The sequence below is a fragment of the Collinsella sp. AF23-2 genome (assembly GCF_003459245.1).
Lineage (GTDB): Bacteria > Actinomycetota > Coriobacteriia > Coriobacteriales > Coriobacteriaceae > Collinsella.
In genome coordinates this window covers 105,484-121,424 of record NZ_QRVG01000003.1, presented here as the reverse complement: position 1 = coordinate 121,424, position 15,941 = coordinate 105,484, and the positions used below count along the sequence as shown (strand labels likewise).

Annotated in this window: 13 protein-coding genes and 1 tRNA gene; all 14 read left to right on the top strand. The window is 61.9% G+C overall.

The features are described 5' to 3' along the window. The first annotated feature begins 13 nt into the window (after positions 1–13). The 14 genes from DWY03_RS02795 to DWY03_RS02730 all read left to right on the top strand — a co-directional run bounded on the left by DWY03_RS02795 (position 14) and on the right by DWY03_RS02730 (position 15,687). Complete coding sequence (locus DWY03_RS02795) at positions 14–730, top strand: LytTR family DNA-binding domain-containing protein (RefSeq protein WP_006235156.1); 717 nt, start codon at positions 14–16, stop codon at positions 728–730. Positions 731–826: 96 nt separating this feature from the next. Next, positions 827–1,294: a YfcE family phosphodiesterase gene (locus tag DWY03_RS02790; RefSeq protein WP_117584170.1), complete on the top strand. Its 468-nt coding sequence runs from the start codon at positions 827–829 to the stop codon at positions 1,292–1,294. Positions 1,295–1,703: 409 nt separating this feature from the next. After that, positions 1,704–1,781, top strand: a tRNA-Asp gene (locus DWY03_RS02785). Between the two features lie 358 nt (positions 1,782–2,139). After that, positions 2,140–2,625: an Rrf2 family transcriptional regulator gene (locus tag DWY03_RS02780; RefSeq protein WP_117629049.1), complete on the top strand. Its 486-nt coding sequence runs from the start codon at positions 2,140–2,142 to the stop codon at positions 2,623–2,625. A gap of 21 nt (positions 2,626–2,646) precedes the next feature. After that, positions 2,647–3,552 (top strand): adenine glycosylase, encoded by a 906-nt coding sequence (locus tag DWY03_RS02775; RefSeq protein WP_117758024.1) that lies wholly within the window; start codon positions 2,647–2,649, stop codon positions 3,550–3,552. Between the two features lie 114 nt (positions 3,553–3,666). Continuing rightward, entirely contained in the window at positions 3,667–4,206 is a 540-nt protein-coding gene (gene rbr / locus DWY03_RS02770; protein WP_055252097.1) for a rubrerythrin, read from the top strand. A 443-nt stretch (positions 4,207–4,649) separates the two neighbouring features. Then, positions 4,650–5,084 carry a hypothetical protein gene (locus DWY03_RS02765; RefSeq protein ID WP_117648153.1) on the top strand — a complete coding sequence of 145 codons (435 nt, stop codon included), beginning with the start codon at positions 4,650–4,652 and terminating at the stop codon, positions 5,082–5,084. Positions 5,085–5,208: 124 nt separating this feature from the next. After that, positions 5,209–6,564, top strand: coding sequence for a DNA recombination protein RmuC (gene rmuC, locus DWY03_RS02760; RefSeq protein WP_117839840.1), 1,356 nt, complete (start codon positions 5,209–5,211; stop codon positions 6,562–6,564). A 127-nt stretch (positions 6,565–6,691) separates the two neighbouring features. Then, on the top strand, positions 6,692–8,494 hold the full coding sequence (locus DWY03_RS02755) for an ABC transporter ATP-binding protein (RefSeq protein WP_117839839.1): 1,803 nt from the start codon (positions 6,692–6,694) through the stop codon (positions 8,492–8,494). A 63-nt stretch (positions 8,495–8,557) separates the two neighbouring features. After that, complete coding sequence (gene nth, locus DWY03_RS02750) at positions 8,558–9,223, top strand: endonuclease III (RefSeq protein WP_117839838.1); 666 nt, start codon at positions 8,558–8,560, stop codon at positions 9,221–9,223. A gap of 159 nt (positions 9,224–9,382) precedes the next feature. Continuing rightward, positions 9,383–13,015: a transcription-repair coupling factor gene (gene mfd, locus DWY03_RS02745; protein ID WP_117839837.1), complete on the top strand. Its 3,633-nt coding sequence runs from the start codon at positions 9,383–9,385 to the stop codon at positions 13,013–13,015. Positions 13,016–13,071: 56 nt separating this feature from the next. After that, complete coding sequence (locus tag DWY03_RS02740) at positions 13,072–13,935, top strand: phosphatase PAP2 family protein (protein WP_117757524.1); 864 nt, start codon at positions 13,072–13,074, stop codon at positions 13,933–13,935. A 45-nt stretch (positions 13,936–13,980) separates the two neighbouring features. After that, positions 13,981–15,006: a low specificity L-threonine aldolase gene (locus tag DWY03_RS02735; protein WP_117839836.1), complete on the top strand. Its 1,026-nt coding sequence runs from the start codon at positions 13,981–13,983 to the stop codon at positions 15,004–15,006. A 78-nt stretch (positions 15,007–15,084) separates the two neighbouring features. Continuing rightward, entirely contained in the window at positions 15,085–15,687 is a 603-nt protein-coding gene (locus DWY03_RS02730) for a GNAT family N-acetyltransferase (RefSeq protein ID WP_117757526.1), read from the top strand. Positions 15,688–15,941 lie beyond the last annotated feature (254 nt).

Sequence of the window (15,941 nt, the reverse complement as noted above, 5' to 3'; positions counted from 1 at the left end):
AGGTTTTATCCCTATGCTGCGTGCGATGATTGTGGATGATGAGGCGCCGGCTCGCTCGGAGCTTCGCTTCCTGCTCGAGCAAACGGGCAAGATCGGCACGATCACGGAGGCGTCGAGCGTCCGCTCCGCCATCGAGATGCTTATGGAAAGTCGCGTGGATGTCGTGTTTCTCGATATCTCGATGCCCGGTGCCTCGGGCCTGCAACTTGCCGAGGCGCTGCATAAGCTCAAAAATCCGCCGGCGATCGTGTTTGTGACTGCGTATAGCGACCATGCGGTCGAGGCATTCGACGTGGATGCTGTCGATTATCTGATGAAGCCGGTCGAGGAAGCTCGCTTGGATCGCGCGATCGAGAAGGTCATGCAACGCGCCAAGCCGGTTACGGACAGCAAGGTGACCATCGAGCGTATCCCGGTGGAAAAGGGCGGCCGCAAGGTGCTCATTCCCGTGGATGACATCCGCTTTATCATGGCAAAGGACGATTACTCCTGCATCTATACCGTCGATGATCGCTTTTTGTCGACGACCTCGCTGGCGCAGTTTGAGGCCAAGCTCTGCGACTTTGGCTTCTTCCGTGTTCACCGCCGCTATATCGTCAACCTAGCGTGCGTCACGGACGTTGAGACGGTGCCCTCGGGCGCCATCCAACTGGGCATTACGGGCGTCGACGAACGCGTGCCGGTTTCGCGCCGCCGCGTCGTGCCGCTCAAGAAGGCCCTGAGTCTCTAGCACACTGGCCCCGCAGCCCTGTAGACCCATCGTCTGCGGAGCCGTGGGGCCTTTTTTGTATGTATCTGCCGAATCGTTTTTTGCGGAAGGGATCCCATGAACAGTGCAAGCGCCAAGCGCATCGACATCATCTCGGACACCCACGGCTATTTATCGCCTGCGCTCTTGGATGAGCTTGAGGGCGCAGACCTGATCATCCACGCCGGCGACCTCACGTCAGAGATGGACTACGAGCACCTGTGCACCATCGCCCCCGTGCGGGCCGTATTGGGCAACAACGATTACTACCGCGACTACGGCCCCGATGTAGACCGTCTTGCGCTCTTTACCTACGAAGGTCTCAAATTCGCCGTAGCCCACTACCGCGAAGACCTTCCGGTGGGATCCGTAGACGTAGCCATCAACGGCCACACCCACGTAACCAAAGAAGCCCAAGTGGGCCGCTGCTTAGTCCTCAACCCGGGCAGCGCCAGCTACCCCAGAGGCACCCGAGGCCCCACCATGGCCAGAATGCTCGTTAAAGACGGCAAGATCCTAAGCACCAAGTTTATTGACTTGGACTAACCGCAACAAAAACGGGGGATGCACAACGCATCTCCCGTTTTTCTTTGAGCCAAAGTAAGAAGTCCAACCAGAACAATCAGACCAACCCCGCCGAGGAGCATGCGGGCTAGCCGCGCAGCGGCGCACGCCCGAAAAACTGGTTGAACAATGTGACGGCAGGGAGGGTCTCCGGGGCTGGGGGCGGGGGTTAAGTTTGTCGCGAGTTCCGCACGCAAAGGAAAGCACTTAATGTGCTTTCCGTCTTGCGCAGGACTGTAGAGCAGCAAACTTAACCCCCGCCCCCAGCCCCGGAGACCCTCCCGGATGGCCCCAAAAATTTTTTCAAAAAAGTTGTTGCGCGCCGGACAGACTTCTGTGTATACTAATCCCCGCAGCGCACGCGAGCGGAAACAAACGCGAACGCCTGCCTGGGGAGTTAGCTCAGTTTGGTTAGAGCGCCGGCCTGTCACGTCGGAGGTCGCGGGTTCGAGCCCCGTACTTCCCGCCAACGCAATTAAAGCCACGTCTTCGGACGTGGCTTTTTGCGTTTGATGCACTTTGTTTCGATAGAACGATCGCCCTGGCGCATCTTCGCCCAGAATCCCCGCGCCTTCGGGAACGCAAGTAAAATCTAATAAGTATATTTGTCTGAACAACAGCTTTGTTGCGCAACACCTGTTCAACGAGACAGGGGGTTAGGTTATACTAAATTGCACCGTAGGCCGCATCTGATGCATTTCGCTCCGAGCGCGGCGTTCAGTGGATATCCGATTTACCATTTGGATGTCCTAGCGGTCATTGGCGTCTCGACACAAGCTCGGCCCCGGAGCTCGTTCGAGCTGTTCGTATTCCTTGAAAGGGGAAAAATGGACATATCGAGGAAGACTGATTACGCCCTTCGTATGTTGGCGATGCTTGCCGAGGATCCGGAGCGTTTGCTTTCTGTTCGCACCGCTGCCGAAGAGGTCAATGTTCCGTATTCGTTTGCCCGCTCGATTCAGCACGGTTTGGTCCAGGCCGGTATTGTGGAGAGCCTGCGTGGCGTCCACGGTGGCATGCGTCTCAAGGTCAGTCCGGACGACGTCACTATCCGCCAGGTCGTCGAGGCCGTTCAAGGCCCTATGGTTATGAATGATTGCACCGCGCCCGATGGTGACTGTGCGCGCATGGGCACGTGCTGCTATCATCCCCTGTGGGCCGGAGCCCAGGCGTTGATGCGCGACTACCTCGATTCCGTTTCGCTCGGCGACATCGTCGCTCACCGCCAGTTCCCGGCCGTCGATCCCAAGTTCGCCGACCGCGAAGCGTTTCCCGAGTACGCCACCTGCGCGTGCGCTTGCCGGGAGGAATAGCGCCGCATAAGGAGCATAGCCATGATTCAGGACCCCTTTCGTTCGATGATTCGTTCGGAAGGGGTCCTGCGTTATCGCGACCTTCCGTGGCGCCGCACGCGCGATCCGTACATCATTTGGCTTTCTGAGGTCATGCTGCAGCAAACACAGGTACCACGCGTGGAGACGCGTATGCCGGCGTGGCTCGATCGCTTTCCGACCGTGCAGGCGCTTGCCCAGGCCGCGCCTTCCGATGTTTTGGACGCTTGGCAGGGCATGGGCTACAACCGACGCGCTCTGGCGCTTCACGGGGCCGCTCAACGGGTCGTAGAGGATTGGGGCGGGGAGTTTCCGCACGAGACGCGTGACTTGGTCGCTCTGCCTGGTATTGGCCCGGCAACGGCGCAAGGTATCCGGTCGTTTGCGTTTGATCTTCCGGGCGTGTATCTGGAGACCAACGTGCGCACGGTCTTTCTGCATCACTTCTTTCCCGATGTACCGGCTGTTCCCGATCGCGAGCTGGTGCCGCTGATTCAGGCGGCCTGTCCGGCGGCCCCCGGTGCGGCGACCGACGAGATCGCTCCCTTTGCCGTGCCGCTCGATGATGCCGATACGCCGCGCGCGTGGTATTACGCGTTGCTAGATTACGGCGCATATCTAAAAAAGACGTTGCCCAATCCGTCCAGGCGCTCGGCGGGCTATAGCCGTCAATCAAAGTTTGAGGGCTCACGTCGCCAAAAGCGCGCGCATATCGTGCGCATGTTGCTGGCAGCGCGCGATGGCCAGCCGGCGGGGATTACGCTTGCTGATGCCGTGGTGGGCGTTAACGAGATGGAAGCGGCGGCTGGGCGTGGACCGGTCGAGCGCGAGCTTGTCGCGGGCATTCTGGCCGACCTGGAGCGTGAGGGCTTTTGCCGAGCCGAGGGCGATCGCTGGCTGAGCATCTAGCCCGTGCAAATCTGAAGAACAGGATTGTAAGGTTTAGATTTTCGGCATGAGGGCATCCTAAAGACGAGGCCGCTCGAAGCCTACGGGCGGCATGCGTTGAAGGGAAGTACACCTATGGATTTTGAGAATTCCCAAACCAAGAAGAACCTCGAGACCGCTTTTGCCGGTGAGTCCCAGGCACACACCAAGTATCGCTACTATGCCTCCAAGGCAAAGAAGGACGGCTACGTTCAGATCTCGAACATCTTTGCCGAGACGGCTGGCAACGAGTCCGAGCACGCCAAGCTGTGGTTTAAGTATCTGCACGATGGCGCCGTCCCCGATACCCTGGACAATCTGCGCGATGCCGCCGCGGGTGAGAACTACGAGTGGACCACGATGTACGACGAGTTTGCCAAGACCGCCGAGGAAGAGGGCTTTGCCGAGATTGCCGCAAAGTTCCGTGGTGTCGCCGCCGTCGAGAAGGCCCACGAGGAGCGCTACAACAAGCTCGTCGAGCGCATCGAGTCGGGCGAGGTGTTTGAGCGTGAGGGCGTAAAGGTGTGGAAGTGCCTGAACTGCGGGCACCTGCATGTGGGTGCCGAGGCGCCTGAGGTGTGCCCGGTGTGCAACCACCCCAAGGCGTACTTTGAGGAGCAGGTGGTGAACTACTAGCGCCGATACGAACGTGGACTGCGGAGCGCAGGGCGGGGAAATACCTTTCCCTCTCGCTCACGGCTCCGCAGGGTCGCGCGAGGCAAAGGTATTTCCCCGCCCTGCGCTCCGGCGTTGGGTCGTCGCGTGCTCGATACAGAAAAGCTGATAAAAAAGGTTGTGTGCCGCCCCTTTTTGGGGCGGCACGTTTTTGTGGGGTCCCGGTCTCCACAGTTTTCGTCAAGCTATTGGTTAGATTTTGGTCAGTTGGCGTAAGGGTGGAAGGCCAAAAGATTGTTGGCGAAAAAAGCTCAGAGAAAGTGCTGGTAGGGGAGTTGTTGAGCTTTTCGACAGCTTTTGAGCAAAAGAAACTTTGTGGCTATTGCCGGCGATTGCGTTGTCGCGGTCATGGCGGTGCGGGATGCTGGTCGTAAGCGTCGAATGCTCCGATTTTGGAGGCCAGCATGGATCTGTTTCTTGAGACTCCGCAGCAACAAGCTGAGCGCATGCTGCGTCAGCAGCAACGACTCATGGAGATGCAAATGCAAGGGGTTGCCAACCAGGCGCCCGTGCAAAACGTCGTGCCCGCTGCTGTACCTGCAGCTGTGCCCGGGTGTGAATCGGCGCCAGAGGCCTATTCCGTACAGCAAGATTCATATGCGCAGGAGCTCGCGTTCGACAAGCATCGTGCGCGTCGCCGTCGCTGGGCCCAGCGCCTGCGTACGTTGGCGATGATCGTGCTCATCCCGTTGGGGCTTGCGGCCATCTTTCTGGCGTCGTATGCCCTCACGTGCATCCTCAACGGTGCATCGCCCAACGAGGTGCTCCAACATCTAGCGGCCCTGGGCCAGCGCCTAGATGACGTCATAACAACCATCCGCGCCGGCTGGGAGAGTTAGCGTTTTAGCGTCCGCGGCTCTAAGAGAAATTTGTCTGCAAGGCAGTGAGTGATCCGTGTGTGTGGCGGGGTAAGATTGATCGCGGTTTTGATTGATGATCGATTGGGTTTGTTGGGCGGAGTTTATGTCTGCAATTGATATTGCACTTATTGTGATTGCTTTGGTGGCGGTGGGGGTCGCTGCGGCCTGTGCCCTGCAGCTCAAGGGCCTTCGTGCCGAGTTGCGGGAGCGTGGCGACAGTAGCGCGGAAACGCTGGCAGCACTCGAGCAGGCCAACAACGCGCTCGATGCCCTGAACGTCGCGCTGGCCGAAACACGCCGCACGGCCAATGCCATCGCGCAGCAGCAGACGACCGATGCGGCCGTGGAGCAGCAACGTTACCTGGCCATCGCACGCGAGTTCTCGCAAGCTGGTGACCGGATGGATGACCTGCGCCGTGAGACGGCCCAACAGCTCGGCGCCAATCGCGAGGGCATCGAGCATCGCCTGGACAAGGTGCGCGAGACGGTCGATGCTCAGCTGGGCGCCATCCGCAAAGACAACAACGTGCAGCTCGATCAGATGCGTGCGACGGTGGACGAGAAGCTCTCTCGCACGCTCAACGACCGTCTGTCTGCATCGTTTAAGCAGGTGAGCGACCAGCTCGAGGCCGTGTACAAGGGCCTGGGCGACATGCAATCTATCGCCACTGGCGTGGGCGACCTTAAGCGCGTGCTGGGTAACGTCAAGGCGCGCGGCATTTTGGGCGAGGTGCAGCTGGGCGCGATCCTGGCGGATATCCTCACACCCGATCAGTATCTGGAAAACGTTGCCACCAAGCCCGGCGCCTCGGAGCGTGTTGAGTTTGCCGTCAAGCTGCCGGTAGACGAGGGCGACCCCGTACTGCTGCCGATTGACTCCAAATTCCCGGGCGACGCGTACGAGCATCTGCTCGATGCCCAGGAGTCGGGCGACGCGGATGCCGTCGCCGCCGCGCGCAAGACGCTTGACGCTATGGTCAAGCGTGAGGCAAAGGACATCTGCGAAAAGTATCTGAGCGTGCCCGTGACCACCAACTTTGGCATCATGTTCGTTCCGTTTGAGGGGCTGTACGCTGAGGTCGTCAGCCGCCCCGGGCTTATCGAGACCCTGGGCCGCGACTATCATGTCAACGTTGCCGGCCCTAGCACCATGGCGGCCATTCTCAACAGCCTGCAGATGAGTTACCAAACGTTTAAGCTGCAAAAACGCACCGACGATGTACTGCGCGTGCTCTCCGCTGTCAAGGCCGAGCTGCCGCGCTATCAAAAGGCGCTGCGCCGCGTCCAGCAGCAGATCGAGACCGCGGGCAAAACGGTCGAGGGCATCATTACCACGCGCACCAACGTCATGGAGCGCAAGCTCAAGGACATCGACGCGCTGGAAGACGCCGACCAAGCCGATGAGATCTTGGGGCTCACGCCCGCGGGCTTTCCCACAGACCAAGAAGACGAGGACTAATTGCAACAAGACGGCGGGGCGCCGGCGCAAACGCGGATGCCCCGCTGCTTTTCGCATCGTGCTTGCCTGAAGTGCGCTTCAATGTGCAACAATGGCGTTTCGCCCTATCAGACGCGAAAGGAAGCCCATGTCTCAGAGAAGCACCAGCCCGCTCAAACGCTCCACCGTGCGCCGCACGCTACAGCGTTTTTGGGATGTCACGCGCACGCAGCCGCTGATTGTCTTTCTCTCGGTGTTCTCGTCGGCGGGCTACATCTTTTTGCTGACGTTTGCCAATACCTATGTGATGGCCCTCATTGTCGACCGCGTTCAAGCCGGTCCCGTGGCGGGTGACCAGGTGTTTGAGGTCTTCGGTCCCTACATTCTGGCGCTCGTGCTCGTCAACCTGGTGGGCCAGATCCTCTCCAAGCTGCAGGACTACACCGTCTACAAGCTCGAGATCGCGGGCAACTATCACCTGGCGCGCCTGTGCTTTGACACACTCTCCAACCAATCCATGACATTCCATACCAGCCGCTTTGGCGGATCGCTTGTGAGCCAGACAAGCCGTTTTATGAGCGGCTACACCGGTCTGGTCGACGTGACGGTGTATTCGCTCATCCCCACCATCGCCTCGGTCATCTGCACCGTGGCCGCACTCGCCCCGGTGGTGCCGACGTTTACCGTGATCCTGGTGTGCATCATGGTCGTCTACATCGCGTTTGTCTGGCTTATGTACAAGCGCATCATGCCGCTTTCGGCCGCGACGTCCGCCGCCCAGAACAAGCTCTCGGGCGTGCTCTCCGACGCGGTCACGAACATCTTGGCCGTCAAGACCTGCGGGCGCGAGGACTTTGAACGCGATCTGTTCGACGCCGCCGATCGTGCCGCGCGCGACGCCGAGACGGTCTCGATGCACGCCATGATGCAGCGCAACTTTACGACCTCGGGCCTTATCGTCATCACCATGGCCGTGGTGAGTGTGTTCGTGGCGGGCGGCAACGCGTGGTTTGGCATCTCGGCCGGCTCGCTCGTCATGATCTTTACCTACACCTATAACCTCACCATGCGTCTGAACTACGTAAGCTCCATGATGCAGCGCATCAACCGCGCGCTCGGTGATGCGGCCGAGATGACGCGCGTGCTGGACGAGCCGCGTCTGGTGGCAGACGACGAGAACGCTCCCGAGCTTAAAGTGACCGAAGGTGCGATTGATTTTGAGCACCTGAGCTTTGCATATCGTGACGCCGCGGCGGGCGAGAACGTGTTCGACGACCTGACGCTTCACGTGGCGGCGGGCCAGCGCGTGGGCCTGGTGGGTAAATCGGGCTCGGGCAAGTCGACGCTCACCAAGCTGCTGTTGCGCTTGGACGATGTGCAGGGCGGCCGCGTGCTCGTGGACGGCCAGAACGTCTCGCGCTGCACGCAGCAGAGCCTGCGCCGCCAGGTTGCCTACGTGCCGCAGGAGGCGCTGCTGTTTCACCGCTCCATTCGCGAAAACATTGCCTACGGTCGTCCCAACACCACCGACGAGCAGATTCGCGAGGCCGCGCGCCTGGCCAATGCCCTGGAGTTTATCGACCGCTTGCCCCGTGGCTTTGACACCATGGTGGGCGAGCGCGGCGTTAAGCTCTCGGGCGGCCAGCGTCAGCGCGTGGCTATCGCCCGCGCCATCCTAACCGACGCGCCGATTCTGGTGCTCGACGAGGCGACCTCTGCCCTCGACAGCGAGTCCGAGGCGCTGGTGCAGGAGGCGCTCGAAAACCTGATGCGTGGACGTACCTCCATTGTGGTGGCGCACCGCCTGTCCACCGTGGCGGCGCTCGACCGCATTGTGGTGCTGGCCGATGGCGAGATTGTCGAGGACGGCACGCATGCGCAGCTTGTCGAGGCGGGTGGCGAGTACGCGAGCCTGTGGGGCCGCCAGACCGGCGCATTCTTGGAGGCGTAAGCGTCTCGGACGTGGGACAATTGTGCCCATAAGTTTATTGTGCCGTTGAGCCGAGGAGTCGTTATGCCACGCGAGACCAATGCCGCCAAGCGCGAGCGCGCCATCGAGGTGTGTGAGCGCCTCAACCGTCGCTATGGCCCGGTCGAGTGCTTTTTGGACCACGAGAATCCCTTCCGCCTGCTGATCGCGGTACTGCTCTCGGCACAAACGACCGATGCGCAGGTCAACAAGGTGACGCCGCGGCTGTTTGCCCAGTGGCCCACGCCCGAGGCCATGGCCGGGGCGAGCGTAGCTGACGTGGCGGACACCATCAGGTCACTCGGCTTCTACAAGAGCAAAGCCAAGCATGCCGTCGAGGCCGCGCAGATGATCGTCGCCGACTATGGCGGCGAGGTGCCGGCCGACATGAAGGAACTCGTGAAGCTGCCGGGCGTGGGACGCAAGACGGCGAACATCGTGCTCAACGTGGGGTATGGCATCGTAGAGGGCATTGCGGTGGACACGCACGTCAACCGCATTGCGCACCGCCTGATGCTGAGTCCCAAGACGCATGCCAAGGAACCGCTCAAGACCGAGCAGGATCTGCTCAAGATTTTGCCGCACGAGTATTGGGAGTCGGTCAACCATCAGTGGATCACCTTTGGCCGCGAGATCTGCGACGCCCGCAAACCCAAGTGTGACGAGTGTCCGCTGGCAGATTTGTGCCCCAGCGTGCGCGTAGCGGGGTAGGGCGGAACGCATCTCCGTCTGGCGTTTTTGTTGCGGGGCTGGGCGTACGCTTGAGCTGGAGTCCTCTCCATGCGCTACCATGACAGACAATGTATTTGACGTACGACCCGCCGAGCTTGCCCCGGCGGGCTTTTGGCGTTGCGATGCCGGAGGAACAGCATGCTCATTCACCGTATAGCCGCGCAGCTCTACACTGCCGAGGCCTTGCAGACCGTCGAGGCCGGACTCGATGCCGGCGAGGACGTGACGCTGGCCGTGTCGCAGTCGGGCCGTACGCTCATGGCGGCCGCCCAGTTTGCGCGTCGTCCGCGCCCCACGGTCTATATCGTGAGCGGCGAGGACGCGGCCGATCGTGCCGCCCGCAGCCTTGCCGCCTATGTGGGGCTGGCGCACGTGTGCCGCTTCCCCGAGCGCAAGGACTATCCGTGGCGCGAGCAGGCGCCCGACGACGTCGTGGTGGCGCAGCGCTGCGAGGCGCTCGGGCGCATCGTGCGCGGCGACAACTGCATTATGGTCGCCTCGGCCCGCGCACTGCTGCGCTGCGTGCCGCCGGTCGAGAGTCGCTACTGGGAGTCCACTACTTTTGCGGTGGGCGAGGAGATTCCCTTTGACGAGGTGCCGCAGTGTCTGGTGGGCATGGGCTACACCAATGCCGGCGCCGCCGACGCGCCCGGCCTGTTCCGTGTGCACGGCGACACCGTCGAGGTGTTTCCCGCGCAGGAAAAGGCGCCCGTGCGCATTGAATTTTTCGGCGACGAGATCGACCGCATCCGCCGCATGGTGGGTTCCACGGGCCAGACCATCGGCAACGAGGACAGCATCGAGATTTTCCCCTGTCGCGAGCTCGCACTCACCGACGACGCCGTCCACAACATGCATGTGGCGCTCTATCGTGCCAGCCAGGACGACAGCAAACTGGCGGCGCTGCTCGAGATGGTGGATGCGCGCATCGTCACGCCCGAGCTCGATCGCTTTTTGCCGGTGATGTACGGCCAGACCGTGAGCCCGCTGGCGCACGTGAGCGGCAAGGCGCTCGTGGTGCTGTCCGAGCCGCGCTCGCTGTTCGACGATTGCCTGCGTGCCTACGAGGATATCGAGGCACGTGCCGGCGAGGCGGGGGTCGACCGTCTGGACGGCCTGTACGTGCGTGCCCAGCAACTCGACTTTGGTGCCCAGCAGCGCCTTAACTACGTGAGCTTGATTCGTGCCGGCGGTGCGGTGACGGCAGAGCTCAAGATTGAGCAGCCGGCCATCGCGGGCTCGGACAATCGCTTTATGACGCGCATCCAGGAGGTCGTGGGCAAGCGCTATGCCTGCGTATTTGCCATCCCCGACCGCGGTGCGCGCGAGTCGATGGAGCTCACCTTTGGCGATGAGGGTATTACTTTTGAGGAGTCGCTGACGGCCGCGCCCGAAAACGCGGGCGCTATTGGCGACCGTGTGCGCGTGGCAGCGGCGGATTCTGCCGATCGTGCTGTCCGCCAGGATGCTCATGCTGCAATTCGCGAACGCAAGGCCGACGCGCTCAACGCCCGCTCGCTCGAGGCAGGTGCCGCCCAGGCTGCCGCCGGCGCCACCGTGCCCACCATCTCGCGCGGACGCGTGACCTTTGTCGATGCCGCCTTGCCGCAGGGCGTGGTGGTGCCCGATGCCAACCTGGCCGTGTTCTCGATCGCCGACCTCAACGCCCGCATGGACGCCAACCGCGCGCGCAGCCGCCGCAAGGTGGACATTACGCAGATCACGTTTCCGTTTAAGCCGGGCGACTACGTGGTGCACGCCACTCACGGCATCGCGCTCTTTAGCGAGATCGCGCGCCAGGAAGTGGGCGGCAAGGAGCGCGACTACTTTTTGCTGGAATATGCCGACGGCGACAAGCTCTACGTGCCGCTCGAGCAGGTTGACCGCATCACACGCTATGTTGGCCCCGACGGCGACAAGCCGCGCCTGACCAGGCTCAACACCGCCGACTGGACGCGCGCCACCAACAAGGCGCGCAAGAACGCCAAAAAGCTGGCGTTTGACCTGGTCGATCTGTATACGCGCCGCTCTTCGATTACCGGTATCGCTTGCCCGCCCGACACGCCCGAGCAGATCGAGATGGAGCAGAGCTTCCCCTACGACGAGACGCGCGACCAGCTGGAGGCTATCGCCGACATAAAGGCCGACATGGAGGCACCCAAGCCCATGGACCGCCTGCTGTGCGGCGACGTGGGTTTCGGCAAGACCGAGGTCGCCCTGCGCGCGGCGTTTAAGTGCGTGGACTCCGGCCGCCAAGTCATGGTGCTCTGCCCCACGACCATTCTGGCCCAGCAGCACTACGAGACGTTCTTTGAGCGCTTTGCCCCGTTTGGCCTCGAGGTCGAAGTGCTCAGCCGCTTCCGCACCCCGGCGCAGCAAAAGCGCGCGCTCAAGGCGTTTGCCGAGGGCACGATCGACGTGCTGATCGGCACGCACCGCCTGCTTTCTGCCGACGTGAACCCCAAGAACCTGGGCATGGTGATCATCGACGAAGAGCAGCGCTTTGGTGTGCAGCACAAGGAGCAGCTCAAGAACCTGCGCGAGCAGATTGACGTGCTCACGCTTTCGGCAACGCCGATTCCGCGAACCATGCAGATGGCCACGAGCGGCGTGCGCGACATGAGCCTGATCACCACGCCGCCGACCGGGCGCCGCCCCGTGATCGTGCACGTGGGAGAGTACGATCCCGACGTGGTGAGCGCGGCGATTCGCCTGGAGGTGGGCCGCGGCGGCCAGGTGTATTACGTGTCCAACCGCGTCAAGACCATCGACGACGCCGTGGCGCGCGTGCACGAGGCCGCGCCCGAGGCGCGCGTGGGCGTGGCGCACGGCAAGATGAGCCCGCGCGAGGTCGAGGACGTGATGATCGAGTTCGCGACCAAGAAGATTGACGTGCTCATCGCCACGACCATCGTGGAGAGCGGTATCGACAACGCGACCGCCAACACGCTCATCATCGAGGACTCGCAGCGCCTGGGCCTGGCACAGCTCTACCAGCTCAAGGGCCGCGTGGGCCGCTCAGCCACGCAGGCATACGCGTACTTTATGTTCCCAGGCGAGCTGCCGCTTACCGAGGAGGCCACGGCACGCCTGACCGCGCTTTCCGAGTTCCAGGACCTGGGCAGCGGCATGCGCATCGCCATGCGCGACCTGGAGATCCGCGGCGCCGGTTCGCTTATGGGTGCCGAACAGCACGGTAACCTGTCGAGCGTGGGCTTCGACCTGTTTACGCAGATGCTGGGACAGGCCGTGGCCGAGGCGCGCGGCGATGACGATGCCGGCGTGGAGGCGGCGAGCGTGGGCATCAACCTGCCGGCCGATTACTTCTTGTCCGAGGAGTACATGCCGGCGGTGGATCAGCGCGTGCTCGTGTACCGCAAACTTGCGGCGGCCGAGGACCTGGAGAGCATCGATGAGGTGCAGGAGGAGACCGAGGCCGCGCACGGTGAGCTGCCGTTGGCGGGGCTCAACCTGTTCAACCGCGCGCGCATCCGTATCCGCGGCGAGCGCCTGGGACTCGAGAGCGTCACACTCAGTGGCGGCCGCATCACGTTTTTGGGCGTCGACGTGCCCAAGAAGGTGGCTTTTGAACTAAAGACCCGCTATGGCGCGGTGAACTTTCCCAAGAGTCGCAAGCTCTCCGTGCCCTACAAGGCGGGCGCCGGCGCGGGCAGCGGCCTGGGTCGCGGCCTCGATGCCAACGACGGCACCGGCCCGGTGGCGGCTGCGCTCATGCTGCTGCAGCAGCTGGGCGCGAGCGACGATGACTAACGGGTCGACGCTGCAAACGCCCCATTTGGGCAATCTGGTTCCATCGAAAGGAAAGCATGTTCGGGTACATCTATAAGAAAGACGCCGCTGCTATCGCGGTTATCCTTGCCCTCTGCCTGGGCGTGGGCAGTTTCTTCGATTATCAGATTTCGAGCGCGCTGTTCAACATCGGCAGCATGTACGGTCGCTTTGTCGAGGCGGCCGGCGAGCTACCGTTTGAGCTGACGGCGAGCATCGCGGGCGTTATGCTCGTGCGAGCGGTGCGCCCCGATTCCAAGGCAAGCAAGTGGCTCGCCGCGCTGGGCATTCTCATCAACGTGGGCCTGCTCGGCTACGAGATTGTCGGATCGCAGCGTGTCGGCGGCAAACTCATCGCGTTTCAGCTGGTGCTGACGTTTGTGCTGGTCATCGCTGCCAACCTTATCGCCTACCGCCTCACACGCGACACCGATCCCGACGAGCTCACGCGCTGGGCGTTGATGGTGCTTGCCGTGTGGGTCGCTCAGGCCATTATCCTCAACGTGATCGTCAAGCCGCTGTGGTCGCGCCCGCGCATGCGCGTGATCGAGGTCACGCCGGGGCTCAATTTTCAACCGTGGTGGGTAATCGGCAATCCCGATAAGTGGAGCTATATTGCCGCCGGCGTGATCAAGGACGGCTTTAAGTCGTTCGCGAGCGGGCACACCGCGCACGCGGCGATCGGCCTTATGCTCGCCGGGCTTCCCGCGGCGGCCTTTAAGGAAAGGCCGTCGCGCCGCCGCGTGGTCTTTTGGGCTGCCGCTGTGGTTGCGGCGCTCGTCGCTTTTGGCCGCATCGTGATCGGAGCGCACTTTTTGAGTGACGTGAGCTGCGGCTTTGCCCTGGTGCTGGCACTTGAGTGCCTTGCCGCGCGCATTGCCTATCCCAACGGCGTACAATAGCCCCGTTTGAATCATCTGGCCGATACCCGGTAAGAGAGGATTGTCATGCTCGCGTTTAACAACGACTATTCCCACGGCGCCCATCCGGCGGTGCTGCAGGCGCTCGTCGACACCAATATGGAGCCGCAGCCCGGCTACGGCACCGATGCGCACACCGAGCGTGCCAAGCACCTTATTCGCGAGGCCTGTCAGGCCCCCGATGCCGACGTGTTTTTTCTGGTGGGCGGCACGCAGGCCAACGCGACGGTGATCGACATGCTGCTTGCGCCCTACGAGGGCGTCGTTGCTGCTGAGACTGGTCACGTCGCCTGCCACGAGGCGGGCGCCATCGAGTTTGGCGGCCACAAGGTGCTCACCATCCCCGGCTACGAGGGCAAGATGCACGCCGAGGATCTCGAAAACTATATCCAAGTGTTCTACGAAAACGAGAGCTGTGAGCACATGGTGTTTCCGGGCGCCGTGTATGTGAGCCTGTCGACCGAGTACGGCACGCTGTACTCCAAGGCTGAGCTCGCGGCAATCCATGCGGTGTGCCAGAAGCGCGAGATTCCGCTGTTTGTGGATGGCGCCCGCCTGGCCTATGCGCTGGCGGCCGATGAGTGCGACATTACCCTGCCCGAGCTGGCGCAGCTGTGCGACGTATTCTACATTGGCGGCACCAAGTGCGGCGCGCTCTGCGGCGAGGCTGTGGTGGTCTGCGGCATGCACGCTCCGGCGCATCCCATTCCGCGCATTAAGCAGCACGGCGCGCTGCTGGCCAAGGGCCGCCTGACGGGCGTGCAGTTTGAGGCGCTCTTTACCAATGGCCTGTATTTTGAGATCGGTCGCCAGGCGATTGAGACGGCTCAGGCGCTGCGCCGCGTGCTGCATGAGCGCGGCTACGAGTTCTTCTTGGAGACGCCTACGAACCAACAGTTCGTGATTCTGCCCAACGAGGATATGGCCCGCATTCGCGAGCACGCCTCGATCGAGTACTGGGAAAAGCACGACGAGACCCGCACCGTGGTGCGTTTTTGCACCAGCTGGGCCACGACGCAGGAGGACATCGACGCGCTGGCGGCTGTCCTGTAGCTTGATGTAATGACGAGGGGCCGCCCTACGCCTGGGTTTGGCGCAGGGCGGCCTTTGCTTTTGTGGGGGAGGGGCTGTATGCCCGAGATGTCCGAGCCGACGATTCGCCTGGCGACGCCCGATGATGCGCCGGCGCTGCTTGCCATCTATGAGCCGTATGTACGCGAGACGGCGATAACCTGCGAATACGAGGTGCCGAGCGTTGAGGAGTTCGCCGGGCGCATCGAGCGTACACTCAAGCGCTATCCGTATCTGGTGATGGAGTTGGACGGGCGTCCAGTGGGCTATGCCTATGTGAGCGCGCTTAACAGCCGCGAGGCCTATGACTGGTCGGTCGAGACGTCGATCTATCTGGCGCGCGACGTGCGCCACGGCGGGCTGGGCCGCAGGCTGCACGACGCGCTCAAGCAATGCTTGGTCGCGATGGGCATCACCAGCATGTGCGCGCTCATCGCCGTGCCGCACGATAAGGACGACGAGTATCTGACGCACAACAGCCAGGATTTCCATGCCCATATGGGATATCGCCTGGTGGGCGCCTTCGATCGCTGCGCCCAAAAGTTCGGTCGCTGGTACGACATGTGCTGGATGGAGCTGGTCCTGGCCGAGCGCACGCCCAACCAACCCAAACCAACCTGGTTTCCCGCACTTGTCGTCCAAGGTTTCAAACCTACCATATAGGGACAGGTTTTTGGCTGTCTTGCGGTATCAAATCGCCGCAAGAAGTGCAGCGTTCGTACGCTATTTTGACCTGAATCGTCCCTTCGGGACGCCTTGCGAGCTAAGTGAGTAGACTTTTTGGCGCAAAGCGAGCACAAAGCGTATCTGTTTTAGTAAAACCGCAGGTCACGGAGGCGGCTGTTTTGGGTGTGCTCGGCAGGTCGCGAAAAGTCTACTCACTTAGGTTTACGGTGCTGGATATTCTGAGCAGGAAC